Here is a 21,546-nt window from a genome sequence, read left to right as displayed (position 1 = left end):
AGCCGTCGCCAGCCGGAGTTCTCCGTTGAACCGTCTTTCCCTCGCCGCCGCCGCGGCGGCGACCCTGTTCGCCGCCCCCGCCTTCGCCGCCGTCCAGGACCCGCCCCCGCCCGCTCCGGCGGTCACCGACCAGGCGCCCGTCTCGCCTGAGGAAGCCGCCTTCCAGGTCAAAGGCGAGGCCTTCGAGGCCGAGACGGCGCGCATGGGCGCCGAGCTGGAGACGATCATGGACGACGCCAGCCTGGACGCCGCAACCAAGAAGGCCCGCACCGACGCGGTCCTGACCCAGTATGAGCCCAAGTTCGCCGCCTTCGCGGACGAGTACGGCGCCTTCCTGCGCGTCATGGCCGAGAAGCCCGAGAACGCCGAGAAGAAGGCCGACATCCTGGCCGCCGCAGACGCCGCCCCGGCCGCGCTGCGCGGCGTGCCGGGCCAGCTCCGCACCGCCATCGAGGCCGCCCTGGCCGCTCCGCCGGCCCCGCCCGCCGTCGACTGAGGCCGAGGCGGGATCGCGCCTTACCGCGATTTCACTTGAGCCGAACCCTCCTTCGGCGGACCCTGCGCGGCGTCCGTCGAAGGAGCTTCGCCATGATCCGCGCCCTGCCGCTCGCCTCCCTCCCGCTCGCCTCTCTGTCCCTGGCCGCCGCCCTGGCCCTGCTGCCGGTCTCGGCCGCCGTGGCCGAGGCGCAGAAGACCCCCGCCGAGACCCGCCTTGAATCCGCCGCCGCCGTCTTCGAGCAGAAGATGGAGGAGTTCGGCGCCCGCGCCGAGCGCATCCAGGACGATCCGGAGCTGAGCGAGACCCAGAAGGGCCTGCGGATCGCGGCCCTGTGGTCCGACTATCAACCTCACGTCGCCGACTTCACCGCCGAGGCCACGCGCCAGGCGAGCCAGATCGCCGAGGCGGCCCTGGCCGAGATCGACATCGACGCCATCGTCCGCGAGGCCATAGCCGGGGTCGAACCCATGGTTCACGGTCTGGCGGCCAACGGCGCCTGGGCCCAGGCCGATCCCGAACAGATGGTCACCTACGGCCTGGTGGCCCAGTACGGCATGGATCAGGCCCTGGACGCCGTCGACGAAGTGCAGGCCGCCCTGGCTGAAACGCCTGTTCCGCCCGCGCCGCCGGCCCCGCCCGTCGAAAGCTGAGGCCGCTGGCCAGCGACGGCTTGACGCAGCCCGCCGCGCGCCCGAAAGGGCCTTATGGCCACGCTACCTGTCGACCCGCATCTGTATCTGGCGTTTCTCGGCGTCATGGCCGTGATGGCGGTGACGCCCGGCCCCGCCAACATCTTCGCCGTCGCCACGGGGATGGAGAAGGGCAAGGCCGCCGCCCTGACCGCCGTCCTGGGCATGAACTCCGCCACCCTGGTGTGGTTCGGCGCCGCCGCCCTGGGCCTGGGCGCCCTGGTGATCGCCTTCCCCCAGGTCTTTCGCGTCATCGCCGTCCTGGGCGCCCTCTATGTCGCCTGGCTGGGGATCAAGGCCCTGCGCGGGGCCTTCGCCACAGCGGCCGAACCGGCCCATATCGAGGTCAAGCGGGGGCGCAGCGCCCTGACCGACGGCTTCATGGTCCAGATCGCCAATCCCAAGGCCATTCTCTTCTTCACCGCCGTCCTGCCGCCCTTCCTGGACATCAACCGTCCGCTGGCGCCGCAGCTGGCGCTGTTCGCCGTGACCACCGTCGGCATGGACGGCCTGTCGATGTGCGGCTACGGCCTGGGCGGGGCGGCCCTGGCGCGACAGATGACCGCGCCGCGTTTCCGCAAGGGCTTCGGCATTGTGGTCGGATGCCTTCTGCTCCTGGCCGCCGTCCTCATCGTCTCGCGTCTGTGATCCGTCCGGAACGGGTGATCGGGAACTTGACCATTCACCCCTCGTTCAGACCGACGGGCGTTCAATGAACGCTCAAGGAGAAACTTCCATGATCAAGCTTCGCAAAACCCCGGCGCTGATCGCCCTGGCGGGCGTGCTCGCCCTGGGCGCCTGTGCGACGGCCACCCCCTATCAGCCGGTCGGCTCGAAGGGTCAGGGCGGCTATGCCGAGCAGCGCCTCGAGGCCAACCGCTACGCCGTCAGCTTCTCGGGCAACTCCGTCACCTCGCGCGATCAGGTCGAGATGTCGCTTCTGCTGCGTTCGGCCGAACTGACGGTCGAGAACGGCTATGACTGGTTCGCCACCGTGACCCGCGCCACCGACCGCGACACCCGATTCTATTCAACTCCGGATCCCTTCTACTACGACCGCTACGGCCCCTATTGGGGTCCGCAATGGCGCTTCTACCAGCGCGGCTACTGGAGCACCTGGGATCCCTACTGGGGTCGGGACCGCGACATCCGCCAGGTCGATCGCTATGAGGCCACGGCCGAGATCATCATGGGCCGCGGCTCCAAGCCCGCCGGCGACATGAACGCCTTCGACGCCCGCGAGGTCATCAACAACCTCGGCCCCCGCGTCATCCGCCCGGCGTCTTGAAAAAGGGGCCGCTAACGCTCGCGACGCGGTCGCTCGCTGCTTGAGCGGCCCTGGTGAGAGCCGCTGCTCCGGCGATCCAGGCTGACACGACAACGCCCGCTTCCGACGACGGAGGCGGGCGTTTCCGCATTCAGCCCCTTCGCGTCAGCCGATGCGCGGGTTCTTCAGGCGGCGCTTGTTCGCGTGGGTCGCCGGCGCCGTGCCCAGGGCCTCGGGCACCTCGCCCTTGAAGTAGAAGCGCTGCCACGCCTCCTTGGCCGCGTCGGGATCACCCGAGGCCAGGCGGGTGTTGAAGTCGGTGCGCGAGCGGTTCCAGGCTTCGAACTGGTCCCTCATGCCGGGATTGGACTCCAGCGAGCGGATCACCGGCTCGAACTGCTCCACCTTGCGGTGCTCGACCGGCAGGATGAAGCAGAAGGGCTCGCCCTTCTCGAACTTGATCCGGCCCGGCCGGGTAAAGATCCAGTTCATGGTGAAGGGGAAGGGCAGCCAGTCCGTCTCGATCAGGCCGCTCAGCGGCTGGATGCCGTCCTTGACGTGGTTGGGCGAGCCCTGCGCGATCAGCCCCCAGCCCGGCGGCGTGCGGAACAGATACTGCGGGTGCATGGTCAGCACCCCGCGCGAGAAGTGCGAGCTGACGAAGTGGTCCATCTCCGGCTGGTGTCGGTCCGGCGTGATCTTGATGTCGTGCTGCGACGGCCCGCCGTTCCACTCGGCCGTGAAGCCGAACGGGCACAGGATCTCCCACCCCGTGGTGTTGGCCATGGTCAGCGGCAGGCAGCGATAGGGGTGGCGGCTGGCGAAGGCGTCCATCCAGTTGCGCGACTGGCGCCCCGGCACCAGGTCGCACGGACGCGCATTCATCGGATAGCATTCCAGTTCCAAGACGCGGCTCCCAAGCTTGACGAACAAAGGGGTGATGACGAGGGTCTGTCCCTCCCCTATCGCCCCCGCCGCCCGCCCGACAAGACCGAGATGCCCTCCAAAATCGCCGCCGCCGCCGAAACCCCGACTTCGCCCTCGCCCGATCCCGCTTACGACCGCGCCCGCCTGCTGGCCTGGATGGCCGAGCACGGCGTCGCCCAGACCACCCACGACCACCCCGCCGTCTTCCGCGTCGAGGAGGGACTGGACCTCAAGGCCGCCCTGCCGGGCCTGCACACCAAGAACCTCTTCCTCAAGGACAAGAAGGGCCGGCTGTGGCTGATCTCGGCCGCACAGGACACGGTCATCGACCTGAAGCGCGCCCACCGCGCCATGGGCTCGGACCGCCTGTCCTTCGGCAATGAGACCCTGTTGTGGGAGACCCTGGGCGTCCGTCCCGGCTCGGTCACGGCCCTGGGTCTGATCAACGACCTGGAGCGTCGCGTGACCTTCGTCCTGGACCGGCGCCTGTGGGAGGCGGCTGTCGTCAACTTCCACCCCCTGGCCAACACCGCCACGACCGCCCTGGATCAGGCGGGCTTCCGTCGCGTGCTGGCGTTGCTGGACCGGGAGCCGATCGTGGTGGACTTCGACGCTCTGGACTGATCTTCCCCGGAACGATATGAACCATATACGAATCGTATATGGAGCAGCCCCACATGGGCATCGTCAACATCGAGGACGAACTGCACGAACAGCTGCGCCGCGCCAGCAAGGTCTCGTGCCGCTCGATCAACGCCCAGGCCGCCTTCTGGATCAGGATCGGCATGCTGGGGGAGCTGAACCCCGGCCTGACCTTTCAGGAGCTGGCCGCGCGCGAGCTGAAGGCGGCGGGCGTCTCCGCGCCCGACTTCGCCTCCGATCAGGCCGCCGCGTGACCAAGACCCCGGCCGAGATCGAACTGATGGCCGAATCCGGCCGCCTGCTGGCCTCGGTCTTCACCTGGCTGGACGGCCTGCCGATGGCGGGCATGAACACCCTGGAGATCAACGACCGGGTCGAGGCCTTCATCGTCGACAACCTGGCGGCGCGTCCCGCCAGCAAGGGACAGTACGGCTACGGCTTCGTGCTGAACGTCTCGCCCAACCACGTCGTCTGCCACGGCGTGCCCTCGCGCGACGACGTGCTGAAGGACGGCGACATCGTCAACCTGGACATCACCCTGGAGAAGAACGGCTTCATCGCCGACTCCAGCAAGACCTATCTGATCGGCCCGGTCGCCGGTCCCGCCCGCCGCCTGGTCCAGACGACCTATGAGGCCATGTGGAAGGGCATCCGCGCCGTGCGCCCCGGCGCCACCCTGGGCGACGTCGGCCACGCCATCGAACGCCATGCGACGCGGCGCGGCTATTCCATCGTGCGCGACTTCTGCGGCCACGGCATCGGCCGCGAGATGCACGAGGCGCCGCAGGTGCTGCACTTCGGCCGCCCCGGCGCGGGCCTGACCCTGCGCGAAGGCATGGTCTTCACCATAGAGCCGATGCTGAACCAGGGCCGCCGCGCCATTCGCACCGAGGACGACGGCTGGACCGTGGTCACGGCCGACGGCAAGCTGTCGGCCCAGTTCGAACACACCGTCGCCGTCACCCGCGACGGCGTCCGCATCCTGACCCTTCGCCCCGACGAGCGACGCCTGGTCGCCTAACCCGCGCTCGACACGGAAAGCTCTGTTTCCGCACTGTTTCTCGGAAGCGGCGAGGCGTAAGATCAACGTTCGATCACACGCCGCGTACAAGGCGGTTCCATCGCGTCAGGCCCTGGAAGGGGACGGTGCATGAGACTGTTCTGGAAAGCCTTCGCCGTTGGCGGAGCGGGCTTGGTGCTGGCCGGGCCGATGACCGCCCTCCCCACGTCCGACGCCGCAACGGCGCTGCGCCTTGAGCGCCTGTTCGGCGGCGTCTGCGGGCCGGGCCGGGGCGGCGGCGCCCTGACCCGCAGCCTGCTGGTCGCCTCGGCCGTCGCCGCGCCCGCCAGCCGGGCGCAGCCCATCCCCCTCTATCCCGACCTGACGACCTCGCCGTTCAAGGCCGGCACCGACGACGCCGTCGCCCAGGCCTACTTCAGTCAGGGGCTGACGCTGGCCTACGGCTTCAACCACGCCGGGGCCGTGCGCTCCTTCCGCGAGGCGCAGAGCCGCGATCCCGAATGCGCCGCCTGCTGGTGGGGCGAGGCCATGGCCCTGGGCCCCAACATCAACGCGCCGATGGACGAGCGCGACCGGGCGGCGGCGCTCAAGGCCTTGAACCGCGCCCTGGTTCTGAGCGCCGGGGCCGCGCCGCACGAGCAGGCGCTGATCGACGCCCTGGGCCTGCGCTACTCCGACGATCCGACGGCCGACCGCGCCGCCCTGGACGCCGCCTACGCCGACGCCATGCTGGTCGCCGCGCGCCGCTTTCCCGACAACGACGACGTCGCCGTCCTGGCCGCCGAGGCGGCGATGGACACCACGCCCTGGAACTATTGGGAGGCCGACCAGCGCACCCCCGTCGGCCGCATCGGCGAGGCGATCCGCCTGATCGAGACAGTCCTGGACCGCAGTCCCGCCCACCCGCAGGCGGCCCACCTCTACATCCATCTGATGGAGGCCGCCGATCCCGCACGAGCCGAGGCGGCGGCCGACCGCATGACCGACTCCCGCCCCGCCAGCGCAGGCCATCTGGTGCATATGCCCGGCCACATCTACGTGCGGCGCGGGCGCTACGCCGATTCCATCCGCCTGAATGTCGCGGCGGCGCGGGCGGACGAGGCCTTCATCCGCGACACGAACGACGAGAGTCTCGTCCGCTACGGCTATTATCCGCACAACATCCACTTCATCGTCGCCTCGGCCCAGATGGCCGGCGACATGGACACGGCCCTTCGCGAGGCGCGGCGTCTGCGCACCGTGCTGGACCCGGCGACCTCGGCCCGCATCGCCTGGGTCCAGGTCATTGACGCCGCCCCCTATCAGGCCCTGGCCCAGTTCGCCGAGCCGCGCGCCGTCCTGGCCGCGCCCGCGCCCGACGCCCGCCTGCCCTACGCCGCCGCCATGCGCCACTACGCCCGCGCCGTCGCCTACGCCCAGCTGCGCGACCAGCGGGGTTTCGACCATGAACTGGCCGCCCTGAACGCGCTGAAAACCTCTCCCGCCTTCGCCGACATGGTCGCCCAGGGCGTGCCCGCCCCCGATCTTCTGGCCCTGGCCGAGGCCGTGGCGCACGGACGCATGGCCATGGCGCGCGGCCGTCCCGCCCAGGCGGCCGAACACTATCGCCGCGCTGCCGATCTCGAGGCCGCCCTGCCCTATATGGAGCCCGCCTTCTGGTATTATCCGGTGCATCAGTCCCTGGGCGCGGCCCTGTATCAGGCCGGCCGCCCGGATCTGGCCGCCGACGCCTTCCGCCTGGCCCTGACCCAGACGCCGAACAACGGCTGGGCGCTCTACGGCCTGGCCCGCGCCGAGGCCGCCCAGGGCCGCGCCGCCGAAGCCGCCGCCGCCGACCAGGCCCTCAGGACCGCCTGGCTGGGCGACGCCCGCTGGCTGCGGATGGATCGGCTGTAGAGCGCGCTGCGCCCTGTTCTGGCGCAACCGTCTGCTAGGGCATAACGAAGCCGCCCTCATCTTCCTTCTCCCCTTGCGGGAGAAGGTGGCCCGTCAGGGCCGGATGAGGGGTCTTGCGCCAGCCGATGAGAGCGATGAGGCAGAACGTCAGAAACCCCTCATCCGTCTCGCTCCGCGAGCCACCTTCTCCCACAAGGGGAGAAGGATGCTGGAGCGCCATCCACTCCTACCGAAGGAGGAGGAGATTTCAGACGTTTCAGACGAATTGGACTCTGTTTTTTCCGCTTCCCCCGCTTTCGCCTGCGGCAAGGCGCGCTTTCGGCTTGATGCGCACGCATCCCGACGCCATCTGATCCGTTACCTTCCTTCGACCCCCATGCGGACCCGACCATGACCTTCGCCGACCCGTCCCTGACCACCCCGCCCGACCTGATCAAGGACGGGACGGACGCCACCTTCATGCAGGACGTGGTCGAGGCCTCGAAACATCAACCGGTCATCGTGGACTTCTGGGCCACCTGGTGCGGGCCGTGTCGCACCCTGGGTCCGGCGCTGGAGAAGGCCGTGCGCGCCGCCAAGGGGGCGGTGAAGATGGTCAAGATCGACGTCGACGCCAACCCGGCCTATGCGGGCCAGCTGCGGGTGCAGTCGATCCCGACCGTCTACGCCTTCGTCAACGGCCAGCCGGTCGACGGCTTCCAGGGCGCCGTGCCCGAGAGCCAGATCAAGGCCTTCATCGACAAGCTGACCGGCGGCGAAGGGGTCAACACCGATGTCGAGCAACTGCTGTCGCTGGGCGAGGAGTCGCTGACGCTCAATGATCTGGGCGGCGCCGCCCAGGCCTTCGCCCACGTCCTGACGATGGAGCCGGACAATCAGAAGGCCATCGCCGGCATGGCCCGCGTCTATCTGGCCGAGGGCGACGCCGAACAGGCGGCCCAGACCATCGCCATGGCCCCGGCCGATTCCACCGAGCCGACGGTTCAGGCCGTGCGCGCCCAGCTGTCCCTTGCCTCGGCCGCGCCTGCCGGCGCGACCGCCGAACTCGAAGCCCAGCTGGCCGCGAACAAGAACGACCACGAAGCCCGCTTCGACCTGGCCCAGGCCCTGGCCTCGGCGGGCGACCTGAAGGGAGCCGTCGACCACCTGCTCACCATCGTCCAGGCCGACCGCGAGTGGAACGAACAGGCCGCCCGCAAGCAGCTTCTGACCGTGTTCGAGGCCGCCGGCCCCGCCAGCGAAGTCGCCCGCGACGGCCGACGGCGCCTGTCCTCCCTCCTGTTTTCCTGACGGCGCGATCATGGCTCAGGGCTACGTCAAGGCCAGCGAACTTCCCCAGGTGATCCCGGTGTTCCCCTTGCCGGGGTCCATCCTCCTGGCCCGGGGCCAGCTGCCGCTGAACGTGTTCGAGCCCCGCTATCTGAACATGGTGGACGACGCCATGGCGGGCGACCGGATGATCGGCCTGATCCAGCCGGTCGGCCCCGCCGGGGTGAACCCGCCCCTCACCCGCGTCGGCTGCGCCGGGCGGATCACCAGCTTCGCCGAGACCTCGGACGGCCGCTATCTGATCACCCTGACCGGGGTGTGCCGCTTCGCCGTGGCCACTGAGATGCAGGTGCGCACCCCCTATCGCCAGGTGCGGGCCGACTTCCTGCCCTATGAGGCCGATCTGCGCGCGCCCGACCCCGACGAGGCCTTCGACCGCGAGCCCTTCCTGTCGGCCTTGGCGCCCTATCTGGCCGGGCGCGGGCTGGACATCGACTGGGACACGGCCCGCGCGGCCCCGCAGGAGGCCCTGGTCAACAGCCTGGCTATGGCCCTGCCCTTCGAGCCGCCCGAGAAACAGGCCCTGCTGGAGGCCCTCAGCCTGACCGACCGCGAGGCCGCCCTGACCGCCCTTCTCCGCATCGAGGCCGTCGCCCCCGACGACGACGAGCCCGGCCCGGCGATGCAGTAGCGTCCGATCGCATCCAAAGATAAAAGCGCAACCCAGACACGGGCGCCCGGCGCCCTCAAGCAGCGAGCCGCCGCGCGGCGAGCGATAGGGCACTTAAAATCATGAGCGACGCCTTCAACACCCCCGTCTCGGTCGACCCCCGCCTGCTGGAGGTTCTGGTCTGCCCGGTCACGCGCGGCCGCCTGACCTATGACCGCGAGCGCAACGAACTCGTCTCGGCGGGCGCCAAGCTGGCCTTCCCCATCCGCGACGGCGTGCCGATCATGCTGGCCGAAGACGCCCGCCCGCTGGACTGAGCCGCCGCCGCGCGGCGAGCGATAGGGCCTCTTTAAAGCGCCTCGCCGCGCAGCAGCCTCGGCAGATCCCCGGTCGCCCCGCCCGCCTCGTGCATGAAGGCGCGCCGCAGGGGGGCGATGCGGTTGACCGCCGCCATGCCCAGATCGCGGGCCAGCCGCACCGGGGCCACGTCGTTGGAGAACAGGCGCACAAAGCCGTCGAAGCTCGCCGCCAGCGCCGCCGTGTCGAACCGGCGCCAGCGGGCGTAACGCTCCAGCACCAGCTCCGAGCCGATGTCCTCGCCGATGCGGGCGGCCTCGGTCAGCACCTCGGACAGGGCGGCGACGTCCTTCAGCCCCATGTTCAGCCCCTGCCCCGCCACCGGGTGCACCCCGTGGGCGGCGTCGCCGATGATGGCCATGCGTGGGGCCGTCAGCCCCTCGGCCAGCTGCAGCGACAGGGGATAGACGAAGCGCGGCCCCTCGATCGTCAGCCCGCCCAGAAAGTCGCCGAACCGCCGCGTCAGATGGGCGTGGAAGGCCTCGTCCGAGGCCGAGCGCAGGGCCTCGCCCCGGCGGGTGCTCTCGGTCCAGACCAGATTGGCCCGGTTCTCCGTCAGCGGCAGGATGGCGAAAGGGCCGTCCGGCAGGAAATACTCATGGGCGACGTTGCCGTGCGGCTTCTCCATGCGGACCGTGCAGACCACGCCGCTCTGCTGATAGGTCCAGCCGAAGACGTCGATGCCCGCCGCGCGGCGCACGGTCGAGTTGCGGCCCTCGGCCCCGATCACAAGCGGCGCCGACAGGGTCGATCCGTCCTTCAGCGTCACCGTCGCCCGACCCGGCCCGACGGCCACATCGGCCACGGCGGCGGGGGCGCGGACCTCCAGTCCCTGAGCGTTGACCAGCTCGGCCAGGGCCGCGCGCAGGCGGCGGTTCTCGACCATATAGCCCAGCGGTTCGCCGCCGTTGCGATCGCCGATCTCGTCCGCATCGAAACGGATATAGGATGCCGACGGCTTGCGGCTGGCGGCGCCGGGGCGGCGGCCGTCCGTCACCAGAATGCGGTCCATGCGGCAGGCGTGCGGCTCCAGCGCCTCGCCCAGTCCCAGAGCCTTCAACATCCGGAAGTTGGCGTAGGAGACGGCCGTCGCCCGCCCGTCGAAGGTCGGCGCCAGCTGGGCGGTGAACGGCTGGGGGTCCACCATGACGGGGCGCAGGCCGCCCTGCGCCGCCGCGAGCGCAAAGGTCGCCCCGACCAGCCCAGCGCCGGCGATGATGATGTCGTAGTCGTCCGATCCGCTCATGCTGTCGTTCTAGGCCCCTATCGCGCGTCACGCCACCACAAGCCCGCCTGCCTGATGGGACATAAGGGCTCATCCCCGCTCGCAAAGACCGGGCTGGTAAATGCCGCTTTAACCTTATGCGAGGCACTAAGGGACGGAGTCTCGCTTTCAGTTCCATTTCTGGGGGTCCGCCTTCATGTCCGTCGCCCTCGCGCTCGGCCAACGCGTCTGGAGCACCGTCCGCATCGTCTGGGCGGCGCCCTTCGCCGTGCGGTTCAGGGGGGTGCTGCAGGCCATGCTGGCCGCCCTTCTGCTGGTGGCCCTGATCTCGTGGAATCCGGCGGATCCCAGCTGGAACGCCGCATCGGCGCAGGCGCCGACCAACTGGCTGGGCGGGGCGGGCGCGACCTTCGCCGATCTGATCATGCAGTCGCTGGGGCTGGCGGCCTGGCCCGCCGTCCTGCTGCTGATCGCCTTCGGATTGGCGGTGGCGATCGGCGACGCCCTGCAGCACCGGCTGCAGCCGACGCCGTTCAAGATCTTCTGCGCCGTCGCGGGCGTGCTGCTGCTGTCGGCGGCCCTGTCGGCCCCGGCGGCGCCTGCCAGATGGCCGCTGGCGGCGGGCCTGGGCGGGCTGTGGGGCGACGCCGTCACCGGCCTGGCCGCCGACGGCCTGGGCGCGCTGAAGGTCCCCGGCGCGCGCATCATCCTGGGCCTGCTGTTCCTGGCGCTGGCGCTGTGGAGCCTGGCCTATACCGTGGGCCTGCGCCTGCGCGACTTCACCGACACCGCAGGCTGGGCCGCCCAGAAGGGCGCCGAGGCCCGCGCCGCTCGACCGGCCAAGGCCGCCAAACCGGGCAAGGCCCCGCGCGCCGTCGCCGAGGCCGCCGCTCCGGCCCGCAAGCCGCGCCATCGCCTGCCCGAGGCCGACGATATGGAGGCCGACGGCCCGCTCGCCTCAACCGCCCAGGCCGCTCCGGCTCCCCCCGTCGACGCCTATGACGATGCGGACGCTGACGCGCCCGACGCCTACACCCCGCCGTGGGAGGACGCGGCCCCCGCCCCCATCGCCCCGCCCTCGGCCCGCCCCAGCCGCCCGGCCGAGCCCAAGGTGGCGGCGGTCAAGGCGCCCAAGCCCGTCCGCAGCGACGCCGATCAGCAAGCCTTCGATTTCGCGGGCGAAGGCGGCTTCGAACTGCCGCCGCTGGGCATTCTGGCCAAGCCCGCCCAGCGCGGCGGCGCCGTCGACGAGGAATCGCTGAAGGCCAACGCCAAGATGCTGGAGGGCGTGCTTCAGGAATTCGGCGTGCGCGGCCAGATCGACCAGATCCGCCCCGGCCCCGTCGTCACCCTGTATGAACTGGTGCCCGCGCCCGGCGTGAAGCACGGCCGCGTCGTGGCGCTGGCCGACGACATCGCCCGCTCCATGTCCGCCCGCGCCTGCCGCATCAGCGTGGTCCAGGGCCGCAACGCCATCGGCATCGAACTGCCCAACGCCAAGCGCGAGACGGTCTTCCTGCGCGACCTGCTGGCGTCGGGCGAGTACGACAAGAAGAGCCATCTTCTGCCGCTGGCGCTGGGCGAAACCATCGGCGGCGAGCCTTACGTCGCCGATCTGGCGCGGATGCCCCACCTGCTGATCGCGGGCACCACCGGCTCGGGCAAGTCGGTCGGGGTCAACGCCATGATCCTGTCGATCCTGTACCGCCATTCGCCCGCCGAGTGCCGCTTCATCATGATCGACCCCAAGATGCTCGAACTATCGGTCTATGACGGCATCCCGCATCTGCTGGCGCCGGTCGTGACCGATCCCAAGAAGGCGGTCGTGGCCCTGAAGTGGACCGTGCGCGAGATGGAGGACCGCTATCGCCGGATGTCCAAGCTCGGCGTCCGCAACGTCGCCAGCTACAACGAGCGCGCCCGCGAGGCCCAGGAAAAGGGCGAGCATTTCGAGCGCACCGTCCAGACCGGCTTCGACGAACAGGGCCGCCCCGTCTACGAGAGCGAGAAGATCCGGCCCGAGCCCATGCCCTATCTGGTCGTGGTCATGGACGAGATGGCCGATTTGATGCTGGTGGCGGGCAAGGACGTCGAAGGCGCCGTCCAGCGTCTGGCCCAGATGGCGCGCGCCGCGGGCATCCACCTGATCATGGCGACGCAGCGCCCGTCGGTGGACGTCATCACCGGCACCATCAAGGCCAACTTCCCGACCCGGATCTCCTTCCAGGTCACGTCGAAGATCGACAGCCGCACCATCCTGGGCGAACAAGGCGGCGAGCAGCTGCTGGGTCAGGGCGACATGCTCTATATGGCGGGCGGCGGACGCATCACCCGCCTGCACGGCCCCTTCGTCGGCGACCAGGAGGTCGAGGAGGTCTGCAAGCATCTGCGCGCCCAGGCCGAGCCGGAATACCTCGACCTGATCACCGACGAACCTGATGGAGACGGCGACGGCGCCATGGGCGATGAAGGCAGCGGCACCGGGGACGACCTGTATGACCGCGCCGTGGCCGTGGTCACGCGCGACCGCAAGGCCTCGACCTCCTACGTCCAGCGCCGCCTGCAGATCGGCTACAACCGCGCCGCCACCCTGATCGAACGCATGGAGCAGGAAGGCGTCGTCAGCCCGGCCAACCACGCCGGCAAGCGCGAAGTGCTGGCCGGACCGCCGCCCATGGTGTGATCGGCTTGGCGGCCAAAACGGCAGCTTTGCCGCCGGGCGCTATCGCTCGCCGCGCGGCGGCTCGCTGCTTCAGCGCCAATCGCGCGCGACGGGGAACAACACGCCTCGGCCGACACTTAAACGCCTCACGTCCTCAAGCAGCGAGCGACCGCGTCGCGAACGCTAGGACACTAAACAATGAACGCCGCTTCATCGGAGCGCCGGAATATGGTCAGGCTGGCGTCATCAGCCCGCCGGATGACGTCGTCACCCTGGCCGGGTCGAAAACCGTTCAGAACGGGAGAAGAAAAGACATGAGCATTTCCCGCCGCGCCTTCGGCCTCGGCTCCGCCGCCCTGGTGGCGCTCGCCGCCGCCCCCGCCGCCGTCCTGGCGCAAGCCGGGCTGTCCGCCGAGGATCAGGCCGTGCTGCGTCAGGCCCAGACCTATCTGACGGCCATGACCACGGCCCAGGGGACCTTCGTCGAGACCGGGCCGAACAATCAGCGCCGCACCGGCCGCTATTATCTGCAGCGCCCCGGCAAGATGCGATTCGAATACACCGAACCGGCAGGCCTGCTGGTGGTGGCCGACGGCAATAACGTCAGCCGCTGGGATCCCCGGCTGAACGTCTTCCGCCAGGCCCCGCTGGGCCAGACGCCGCTGTCGACCTTCCTGGCGCGCGAGGTCCGTCTGGACCAGGGCGTGAAGATCGACCGCGTGACGCGCATGGACTCCGGCGCCTTCGCCATCACCGCCCGCGACGCGCGCCGTCCGAACGAGGGCTCGGTCATCCTGGCCTTCGCCGGCTCGCCCGTGCGGCTGCAGGAATGGACCATCACCGATGCGCAGGGCTCGCGCACCCGGGTGCAACTGACCACGCTGGAGCCCGCGCCCGGCCTGGCCGCCAGCCTGTTCCAGCTGCGCGATCCGACCCGGCGCAACCGACGCAACTGATCCCGGCGGCGCCTCGACCGCCGCTCATAATTACAAATATGACAGTTTGACCTTTTTTGTTGCCCGTGACACTTTGGGCACAGGACGGCGGCGGCCGTCCCGCCCGCCACGGATTCATCCCCGCCTGGCGGCGAGAGAGACGAACTTCATGCGCCCGGACCTCGCTCCGGGCGCCTTTTTATTGAGCCGAAGACCTTGCACGGCCGTCGGCTTAGACCCCGCGACGGCAAGCTGCTAAGCCCGGTCGCATGAGCCTTCGCATCGTCACCTGGAACATCAACTCGGTCCGCCTGCGCATCGATCAGGTCGCCCGTTTCGTCGCTGAACACGCCCCGGACGTCCTGTGCCTGCAGGAGATCAAATGCACCGAGGACCAGTTCCCGCGTCAGGCCTTCATCGACATGGGCCTGCCCCACTTGCGCGTCGGCGGCCAGAAGGGCTGGCACGGGGTGGCGATCGCCAGCCGCCTGCCCATCGTTGACAGCCCCAGGCTGGACGTCTGTCGCGAGGGCCACGCCCGCTGCGTCTCGGCCGTGGTCGAGGGGGTGGAGGTTCAGAACTTCTACATCCCGGCGGGCGGCGACCTGCCCGACCGCGAACTGAACCCCAAGTTCGACCACAAGATGGACTTCTATGAACGGCTGACCGCCGAGATGAAGACCCGCGACCGTCAGAGGCCCCTGGTCCTGGCCGGCGACTTCAACATCGCGCCCGGCGAGAACGACGTCTGGAACCACCGCTTCATGTCCAAGGTGGTCAGCCACACCCCCGGCGAGGTCGAGACCCTGTACCGGCTCCAGGACGCCGGCGGTTTCACCGATGTGGTGCGCGACCAGATCCCCGATCCGACCAAGCTGGCCAGCTGGTGGAGCTATCGCGCCAAGGACTTCCGCAAGTCGAACCGGGGCCTGCGCCTGGACCACCTGTGGACCTCGCCCGGCCTGACGCCCGCCGTGGTCAGGGGCAGCGCCCGCATTCTGGACACGGTGCGCGAATGGGAGCGCCCCAGCGACCACGCCCCGGTCGTGATGGATCTGGACGTCTGACGCGGCGTCAGAACGGGAAGAAGATCGGGATGGCGACCATGGCCGCCGCCCAGGTGATCAGGTTCAGCGGCGTGCCGACGCGAACGAAGTCCATGTAGCTGTACCCCGCCATCTGATAGACGAGGACGTTGGTCTGATAGCCGAAGGGCGTGGCGAAGGCGGCCGAGGCGGCCATCATCACCGCCACCAGGAAAGGCCGCGGATCGACGCCCAGGCTCTCGGCCAGAGCGACGGCGATCGGCGTCACCAGCACCGCCACCGTGGCGTTGGACAGAAGCTCTGTCGCAAAAAGGGTCACGCCGTAGAGCACGATCAGGGCGCCCAGCGGCCCGAACGGACGGATCACCTCGATCAACAGACCCGCGCCCTGCGCCGCCAGCCCCGTCACCTCGATGGCCGTGCCGACCACCACCATGCCCGCGATCAACAGCAGGATGTCCGGCTTCAGGCCCGAATAGGCCTCTTCCGGCGTCAGCACGCCCAGCAGGATCAGAGCCACCGCCCCGGCGAAGGCCGCCGCCGCGATCGGGGCGATCCCCAGCCCCGCCGCCGCCACCACCAGGACGAAGACCGCCAGGGCGATCAGCGCCCGCTTCCACTGCAGGGGACGGTCGGCCGAGGCGTAGAGGTCGACGTCGCCCAGATGGGCGTCGCCCGTGCCGTCACGCTGGCTGCGGCTTTCGCCCAACTGGGCGAGGGACGGCAGGGAGAAAGGCAGACGCCACCGGCGCGACGTCTTCGCCGCCTGAGCTTCCGCCTCGAGACGTTCGCGTTCGGCCTCGGCCTCTTCTTCGGCGCAGGCCGCGCGGCCCAGCTGCCGGGCGCCGACGAAATAGAGCCACAGACCGCCGACCAGGGCGATGACCAGGCCCACCGGCGTGATCTCGAACAGGCTGAACACCGGTTGACCGGCGTTGCGGGCCATGTCGTTGACCAGAAGATTGGTCGAGGTGCCGATCAGGGTCAGCAGGCCCCCCATGACCGTCACATGGCTGAGCGGCATCAGGAACCGTTTGGGCGAGAGCTTCAGCGACCGGGCCATGTCGCGCACCACCGGGGCGGCCAGCACCACCACCGGCGTATTGTTCAGGAAGCCGCCGACCGAGCCGCACAGGCCGATCACCACCCAGATGCCCGTCGCGCCGAAACGCCGACACAGCCCCGTCGCCTTGCGGATCATCAGGCCCAGCAGGCCCGACAGTTCGATGGCGTAGGCGATGACGAACAACCCGGCCAGGGCGATGACCGCCGGACTGGCGAAGGCGCTCTGAACCTCGACCGGGCGCACCACGCCGAACAGCAGCAAGGCCGCCGCGCCGCTGAGCGCGACCACGTCGGAACGCATCCGGCCGTGGATCATCACCCCGACCACGGCGACCAGGACGATGAGAGCGATGATCTGGTCCAGCGTCACCCGCGCAAGACCCCCTTTTTCAGCCCAGCCTCGACCGCGATCACGGGTCAGATCACGGGTCGGGGCGCCAACCAGCGTTTCCCGTGTTAGGCTGGTTCCATGTCGATCACAACGACCCGTCTCGCCGCGCCGCTCGCCCTGGCGGCGGCCCTGCCGTTTCTGACGTGGTGTCAGCGGCCGCCGGAGCCCGCCGCGCCTGCGAATCCGGCCCCGTCGCCGACGGTCGTGCTGGATTCCACGCTGAACCGAGCCGCCCTTCTGGCCGCGCTGACCGAGGCTGGAACGGCCTTGGCCGACGGACAGACGCGCGATGCGGCCCTGACCGGCCGCACCGTGTCGGTGCGCCTGCCCTTCGGCTGCGGCGGCGAGACGAACGTCGTCGGAGAGGCGGGCGGCCTGCCCCGCCTCGCCCGCAATGAAGACGGCAGCCTGACCTTGACGGTCACGCCGGAAGATCTGAGCGCGTCGGCGCTGGTCCCCGCGACCCGCGAAGGGGCGGTCGATAAGTGGGAGGCGGTCGAGGGCTTCTGGATCGCCCGGCCATGGAGCAGCCTGGACGTCTGCCCGACGTCAGCGGCTCAGCCCGCCTCCGCGCCTGATCCCACGCCTTCGCCGGCTCAAACTGCGGACAAGACGCCCGCCGAGGGCAAGACGTTGGAGGCCAAGACTGTTGAGACCGTCGCGTCGCCGCCAGTCGTCCAGCCGGAGCGCAGCGTCGGTCTGGCCGCCGTGTTCGAAACGGGCGGCTCTCGCCTGGGCCGCCGTCAGGGCCAGGCCTATGTCCATGTCATTCGGGGAGAGAAGGGCGTCGCTCCGACGCCGGCGCCGGGCGGCTACGCCCTGCGGCTGGAAGGTCGGCTGACCGCCTTCGCAGACGGCAAGGCCGTCCATTGCGTCCAGAAGGACGCCGAAAGCCGTCCGGTCTGCGTCGCCGCGCTGCGGCTGGACCGACTGGCCTTCGAGGATGGGGCCACGGGCGCCCTTCTCAGCGAATGGCGCCCGCGTTGACTTAAACTCAGGCCGCGCCCAGCAGCTTGGCGCCGGCCAGCACGCCCAGCAGGATCAGGGTGACGCTGCCGGTGAAGACCACGATGCCTTCGAACGAGAAGCTCGAGGCGCGGGGATGCACGAGTTTCATGACTTGCTTCCTTTCGGCTAGGGAGTTCCGAACGGTCTCAAGATAGGAAGCGCAGCCGCTGGAAACAAACCACGGTTAGGCCGCGTCGAGTGACCTCAGGTCAACTGATCCGCTTCTGCGTCCCGATCCGGCCGCGATTCGGCCACGATCCAGTTGAGGAAGCGACGCAGCTTGGGTTCGTCCGCCCGTTCCGGCAGAACCACCGCCCAATAGGCGAGATTGTTGGTCAGGGCGTGGTCGACCGGCTGGATCAGGCGCCCTTCGCGCAGGTCGTCCGCCGCCAGGGGCGCCGAGGTCAGGGCCACGCCGCGCCCCGACAGGGCCGCCTCCAGCGCCAGGTGGCTGTGGCTGAAGTGCGGACCGCGCAGGTGGTTCACGCGCGGATCATCGACGCCGGCGCTCTCGAACCAGGCCTTCCAGCCCATGCGGTCGGCGTAGGGCATGTCGTGCCAGGTCTCGTGGATCAGGACCACGTCCAGCAGATCGGAGGGCTGGTTCAACCGCCGGGCGGCGGCGAAGGACGGGGCGCAGACCGGGATCAGGCGCTCATTGATCAACCGTCGCGCCGTCTGGCCCGGATAGGGGCCTTCGCCGTACCGTAGCGCCACATCCGCCTCGCCGTTCGACAGATCGGCGAGGCGATCCTCGGCGAAGACGATCAGGTCGAGATCGGGGTTCTCCTCGCTGAAGCGATGCAGGCGCGGCGACAGCCACTTGCTGGCGAGGGACGGCAAGGCGGTGATCCGCAGCTGGCGCGAGCGTCCGGGGCGGACGGCCTCCAACGCGCTTTCCAGCCGTTCGAAGGCGTCGGCCACGCCCTGGGCCAGGCGCTTGCCGTCGGCGGTCAGCCGCACCGAGCGGTTGAAGCGGTCGAACAGGCGCAGGCCCAACCGCATCTCCAGCGCCTTCACATGGCGGCTGACGGCGCCGGGGGTGACGCCCAGCTCCTCGGCCGCCTCGCGGAAGCTGCTGAGGCGAGCCGCTGCGTCGAACGCCCGAAGCGCCACCAGCGGCGGGGTCGGGCGACGCTCGCTCATCCGGGTGTCAGGGCTGGAGTCGGTAGCCGCCGGCGTCGGTCAGCAGCAGCCGCGCCTGGCCCGGCTCGGCTTCGATCTTCTGACGCAGGCGATAGATATGGGTCTCGAGCGTGTGGGTGGTGACCCCGGCGTTGTAGCCCCAGACCTCGGTCAGCAGCTCTTCGCGCGAGACCGGCTTGGCCCCGGCGCGATAGAGATACTTCAGGATGTTGGTTTCCTTCTCGGTCAGCCGGACCTTCTTGCCCTTGTCGTCGACCATCAGCTTGGAGGCCGGGCGGAACTCATACGGGCCGACCTGGAAGACGGCGTCCTCGGACTGTTCGTGACTGCGCAGATGGGCGCGGATGCGCGCCAGCAGGACCGCGAAGCGGAAGGGCTTGGTGACGTAGTCGTTGGCGCCGGAGTCGAGGCCGAGGATGGCGTCCGAATCCGACGACTGCGCCGTCAGCATGATGACCGGGGTGGACACGCCGGCCTTGCGGATCAGGCGACAGGCCTCGCGGCCGTCCATGTCGGGCAGGTCGACGTCCAGAAGGATGAGGTCGGCCCGCGCCTCCTTGGCCTGACGTACACCGTCGGTCGCCGTCGCGGCCTGGGCCGGACGGAATTCCTCGTGAAGCGCCAACTGCTCGGCCAAGGCCTCCCGCAGGTCGTCGTCGTCATCGATGATCAGAATGGTCTTGGGCGTGCGCATGGTTTCATTAGAATGGCGAGGCTTGGGCCGAACGCCAAGGGCGCCGGGCGCGATATTGCGTCCTAAGAGGTCGCAGGGACCATATTTCGTTCCCCGAACAGCGCCGAGCCGACCCGAACATGGGTCGCGCCCGCCTCGATCGCCGTCAGATAGTCGCCGCTCATGCCCATCGACAGGACGTTCAACCCGTTGCGTGCGGCGATCGCGGCCAGCAAGGCGAAGTGCGGCGCCGGATCTTCATCGGCCGGGGGAATGCACATCAACCCCTCGACCGTCAGGCCGTGGACGTCGCGCGCGGCGGCGATCAGGGCGTCGGCGTTTTCCGGCGAAACGCCCGCCTTCTGCGGCTCGGCGCCCGTATTGACCTGAACCAGCAGGCGGGGGCGGCGCCCCGTCCTGCGTACGGCGGCGGCCAGGGCGGCCGCTAGACGTTCGCGGTCCAGCGTCTCGATGACGTCGAACAGTTGGACCGCCTCCTGCGCCTTATTGGTCTGCAGGGGGCCGATCAGGCGCAACTCCAGGTCCGGCAGGGCGGCGCGGCGGTCGTGCCAGTGGGCCCTCGCCTCCTGCACCCGGTTCTCGCCGAACACCCGCTGGCCAGTCGCGAGGGCGGCTTCCAGAGCGGCGTCGCCTTGCGTCTTGGACACCGCCGTCAGCACCACCGAAGCAGGGTCGCGGCCCGCCGTCAGGGCTGCATCATGGATGCGGCGACGCACCTCGGCGAAGCGGTCGGCGATGGACGAAACGGCGAAAGCGGGCGTAGTGGCGGTCATGATCCTGTCCGAACTCATGGCCGAGGACGCGCGCACGCTGTGGGACGCCGCTCAGGCCCTGTCCCAGTCTGTAGCCCTCGCGGCGGCGCCTGTCAGCCCGCGCCCCCTGCCGCCCCTGCTGTTCTTCACCGATCCGGCGCGGACGCCCCAGCCGTGGGAGACGGCGGCGCGGCTGCCGGCCGGCGCGGGGGTCGTGTATCGCGCCTTCGGCGCCGCCGATGCGGTCGAGACCGGGCTTCGACTGCGCGAGGCGACGCGGGCGGCGGGCGTCCTGCTGCTGGTCGGACTGGACGCCGCCCTGGCTGAGCGAGTGGAGGCTGACGGCGTGCACCTGCCCGAGCGCGCGCTGTCGTCGGCCTACGCCCTGTCGGGACGGCGCCCGGACTGGCTGCTGACGGGCGCGGCCCATTCGGAAGCGGCTGTGCGCGGCGCGCGCGACCTGCACGCCCTGGTGCTGTCGCCGGTCTTTCCCGCAGGCGGCGCCTCGGCGGCCAAACCCGCGCTGGGGGTGAAGGCCTTCTCCGCCCTGGCGGCCCTGGCCCCCTGCCCGGTCTACGCCCTGGGCGGAATAACGGCGCGCAATGTCCAAGCCCTCGGCGAATCAGGCGCGTGCGGCCTTGCCGGCGTGGAGGCGGTCCAGACGGCGTTCACCTCTCGCTGAGAGAGGCGATCGGGATCAGAACTTGAAGATGGTCTCGAGACGTACGCGCGGGGCGGCGCGGCGATCGGCGGCGCTCTCGGGGGCGCGGGCCGGGTCGACTTCAGGAGAAGCCAGGTTGGCGGCGGCGCCGACCCGCAGGCGCGGGCTGAGACGGTAGTAGGCCCCCGCCTCGACATCGCCCCAGTCGGCTTCGCGGCCGACGGGCTGGTTCAGGTTGAAGTTCAGGCCCCAGCGGCCGTTCTCGTTCCAACGCAGGCCGCGACGCTGGCCGGCCGCCGGGGTGCTGGGCGACTGGGCGGCGACGTCGGTCAGGCTGACGGCGGGAGCGCGGCCGCGCGTCTGGGCGGCGGCGTCAGTCGTCATCCCGGCCAAGGCCAGGGCGCCCACGCTTGCAGCGATGACGGCGACGAAACGCATTTCACCCACCCTATGGACCGCTCGTCTTCTGCGGCGATCCTTGTTGACGACCTCAGAGCGCGCCTGAACGAGCCGCGTCTGATCTGGGGATAAGATATGGACTGCATTCCTACGGTCAACGCAACGTAGCCCTATGGCAGAGGTTCCAGGCGACTCCGGCGCGGGCTGTGGCGCCCTTGTCACGCCAAAGGGCGAGACAGAGGCCCTTATCGGTCGCCTCTCATGCGGGATCGCCTTGTCATCGCCCCTTTTCGCCGTGTTATAGAGCGTTGCTGACGCGTGCGAG

General features: G+C 69.8%; 24 protein-coding genes. 16 read left to right on the top strand and 8 right to left on the bottom strand.

The genetic code is table 11. The features are described from left to right. Positions 1-25: 25 nt before the first annotated feature. The 4 genes from V8J38_RS01330 to V8J38_RS01315 all read left to right on the top strand — a co-directional run bounded on the left by V8J38_RS01330 (position 26) and on the right by V8J38_RS01315 (position 2,476). Complete coding sequence (locus V8J38_RS01330; protein WP_291780340.1) at positions 26-496, top strand: translation initiation factor IF-2; 471 nt, start codon at positions 26-28, stop codon at positions 494-496. A 92-nt stretch (positions 497-588) separates the two neighbouring features. Then, positions 589-1,149, top strand: coding sequence for a hypothetical protein (locus V8J38_RS01325; protein ID WP_291780342.1), 561 nt, complete (start codon positions 589-591; stop codon positions 1,147-1,149). 54 nt (positions 1,150-1,203) lie between these two features. Next, positions 1,204-1,836, top strand: coding sequence for a LysE family translocator (locus V8J38_RS01320; RefSeq protein WP_291780345.1), 633 nt, complete (start codon positions 1,204-1,206; stop codon positions 1,834-1,836). An 88-nt stretch (positions 1,837-1,924) separates the two neighbouring features. Next, a complete protein-coding gene (locus tag V8J38_RS01315) occupies positions 1,925-2,476 on the top strand; it encodes a CC0125/CC1285 family lipoprotein (RefSeq protein WP_338577556.1) in 552 nt (183 codons plus the stop codon). A gap of 144 nt (positions 2,477-2,620) precedes the next feature. Here V8J38_RS01315 and V8J38_RS01310 read toward each other — a convergent pair whose 3' ends face one another. Continuing rightward, complete coding sequence (locus V8J38_RS01310) at positions 2,621-3,361, bottom strand: DUF6065 family protein (RefSeq protein WP_291780351.1); 741 nt, start codon at positions 3,359-3,361, stop codon at positions 2,621-2,623. 90 nt (positions 3,362-3,451) lie between these two features. Between V8J38_RS01310 and V8J38_RS01305 the strand changes: the two genes are divergently transcribed. The 7 genes from V8J38_RS01305 to V8J38_RS01275 all read left to right on the top strand — a co-directional run bounded on the left by V8J38_RS01305 (position 3,452) and on the right by V8J38_RS01275 (position 9,197). Then, a complete protein-coding gene (locus V8J38_RS01305; protein WP_338577554.1) occupies positions 3,452-4,006 on the top strand; it encodes a prolyl-tRNA synthetase associated domain-containing protein in 555 nt (184 codons plus the stop codon). 53 nt (positions 4,007-4,059) lie between these two features. Then, a complete protein-coding gene (locus V8J38_RS01300; protein WP_291780360.1) occupies positions 4,060-4,278 on the top strand; it encodes a ParD-like family protein in 219 nt (72 codons plus the stop codon). After that, positions 4,275-5,045, top strand: coding sequence for a type I methionyl aminopeptidase (gene map, locus V8J38_RS01295; protein ID WP_338577552.1), 771 nt, complete (start codon positions 4,275-4,277; stop codon positions 5,043-5,045). The genes V8J38_RS01300 and map overlap by 4 nt, the downstream gene beginning before the upstream one ends. Before the next feature lie 129 nt (positions 5,046-5,174). Continuing rightward, the gene (locus V8J38_RS01290; protein ID WP_338577550.1) at positions 5,175-6,941 is read left to right on the top strand and encodes a hypothetical protein; all 1,767 of its coding nucleotides are present in this window, start codon (positions 5,175-5,177) and stop codon (positions 6,939-6,941) included. Positions 6,942-7,331: 390 nt separating this feature from the next. Beyond that, positions 7,332-8,231, top strand: coding sequence for a thioredoxin (gene trxA / locus V8J38_RS01285; protein ID WP_338577548.1), 900 nt, complete (start codon positions 7,332-7,334; stop codon positions 8,229-8,231). Positions 8,232-8,241: 10 nt separating this feature from the next. Beyond that, on the top strand, positions 8,242-8,901 hold the full coding sequence (locus tag V8J38_RS01280) for an LON peptidase substrate-binding domain-containing protein (RefSeq protein WP_312220805.1): 660 nt from the start codon (positions 8,242-8,244) through the stop codon (positions 8,899-8,901). Positions 8,902-9,002: 101 nt separating this feature from the next. Continuing rightward, on the top strand, positions 9,003-9,197 hold the full coding sequence (locus tag V8J38_RS01275) for a Trm112 family protein (RefSeq protein WP_003166576.1): 195 nt from the start codon (positions 9,003-9,005) through the stop codon (positions 9,195-9,197). A 32-nt stretch (positions 9,198-9,229) separates the two neighbouring features. On the opposite strand, the gene V8J38_RS01270 is transcribed toward V8J38_RS01275, so the two are convergent. Further along, a complete protein-coding gene (locus V8J38_RS01270; RefSeq protein WP_338577544.1) occupies positions 9,230-10,483 on the bottom strand; it encodes a UbiH/UbiF/VisC/COQ6 family ubiquinone biosynthesis hydroxylase in 1,254 nt (417 codons plus the stop codon). 175 nt (positions 10,484-10,658) lie between these two features. Between V8J38_RS01270 and V8J38_RS01265 the strand changes: the two genes are divergently transcribed. From V8J38_RS01265 to xth, 3 genes are all read left to right on the top strand, one after another. After that, positions 10,659-13,145, top strand: a complete 2,487-nt coding sequence (locus V8J38_RS01265) for a DNA translocase FtsK (protein WP_338577542.1) — start codon at positions 10,659-10,661, stop codon at positions 13,143-13,145. 293 nt (positions 13,146-13,438) lie between these two features. Then, positions 13,439-14,080: a LolA family protein gene (locus V8J38_RS01260; protein ID WP_291780380.1), complete on the top strand. Its 642-nt coding sequence runs from the start codon at positions 13,439-13,441 to the stop codon at positions 14,078-14,080. A 248-nt stretch (positions 14,081-14,328) separates the two neighbouring features. Then, positions 14,329-15,126, top strand: a complete 798-nt coding sequence (gene xth / locus V8J38_RS01255) for an exodeoxyribonuclease III (protein WP_291780383.1) — start codon at positions 14,329-14,331, stop codon at positions 15,124-15,126. Between the two features lie 7 nt (positions 15,127-15,133). Here the strand turns inward: xth and V8J38_RS01250 are convergent, their stop codons facing one another. Next, entirely contained in the window at positions 15,134-16,540 is a 1,407-nt protein-coding gene (locus V8J38_RS01250) for an SLC13 family permease (protein WP_291780386.1), read from the bottom strand. 99 nt (positions 16,541-16,639) lie between these two features. Here V8J38_RS01250 and V8J38_RS01245 point away from each other — a divergent pair, with 99 nt between their 5' ends. Continuing rightward, a complete protein-coding gene (locus V8J38_RS01245; protein ID WP_338577540.1) occupies positions 16,640-17,548 on the top strand; it encodes a hypothetical protein in 909 nt (302 codons plus the stop codon). A gap of 7 nt (positions 17,549-17,555) precedes the next feature. Here V8J38_RS01245 and V8J38_RS01240 read toward each other — a convergent pair whose 3' ends face one another. The 4 genes from V8J38_RS01240 to V8J38_RS01225 all read right to left on the bottom strand — a co-directional run bounded on the left by V8J38_RS01240 (position 17,556) and on the right by V8J38_RS01225 (position 20,182). Continuing rightward, the gene (locus tag V8J38_RS01240) at positions 17,556-17,678 is read right to left on the bottom strand and encodes a hypothetical protein (protein WP_256375772.1); all 123 of its coding nucleotides are present in this window, start codon (positions 17,676-17,678) and stop codon (positions 17,556-17,558) included. Positions 17,679-17,773: 95 nt separating this feature from the next. Then, the gene (gene gcvA, locus V8J38_RS01235) at positions 17,774-18,715 is read right to left on the bottom strand and encodes a transcriptional regulator GcvA (protein WP_338577538.1); all 942 of its coding nucleotides are present in this window, start codon (positions 18,713-18,715) and stop codon (positions 17,774-17,776) included. Positions 18,716-18,722: 7 nt separating this feature from the next. Next, a complete protein-coding gene (locus V8J38_RS01230; RefSeq protein WP_121481813.1) occupies positions 18,723-19,409 on the bottom strand; it encodes a response regulator transcription factor in 687 nt (228 codons plus the stop codon). Positions 19,410-19,471: 62 nt separating this feature from the next. Next, positions 19,472-20,182 (bottom strand): YggS family pyridoxal phosphate-dependent enzyme, encoded by a 711-nt coding sequence (locus tag V8J38_RS01225; protein WP_338577535.1) that lies wholly within the window; start codon positions 20,180-20,182, stop codon positions 19,472-19,474. Between V8J38_RS01225 and V8J38_RS01220 the strand changes: the two genes are divergently transcribed. Beyond that, on the top strand, positions 20,181-20,843 hold the full coding sequence (locus V8J38_RS01220; RefSeq protein ID WP_338577534.1) for a thiamine phosphate synthase: 663 nt from the start codon (positions 20,181-20,183) through the stop codon (positions 20,841-20,843). The genes V8J38_RS01225 and V8J38_RS01220 overlap by 2 nt on opposite strands. Positions 20,844-20,858: 15 nt before the next feature. Here the strand turns inward: V8J38_RS01220 and V8J38_RS01215 are convergent, their stop codons facing one another. After that, positions 20,859-21,260 (bottom strand): NtrZ family periplasmic regulatory protein, encoded by a 402-nt coding sequence (locus V8J38_RS01215; RefSeq protein ID WP_088410783.1) that lies wholly within the window; start codon positions 21,258-21,260, stop codon positions 20,859-20,861. Positions 21,261-21,546 lie beyond the last annotated feature (286 nt).

Origin of the sequence: Brevundimonas olei, assembly GCF_037055245.1 — a bacterium.
GTDB classification, from domain to species: domain Bacteria; phylum Pseudomonadota; class Alphaproteobacteria; order Caulobacterales; family Caulobacteraceae; genus Brevundimonas; species Brevundimonas olei.
Note: the sequence above shows the minus strand (reverse complement) of the source record. Positions and strands in the feature narration are given on the sequence as shown.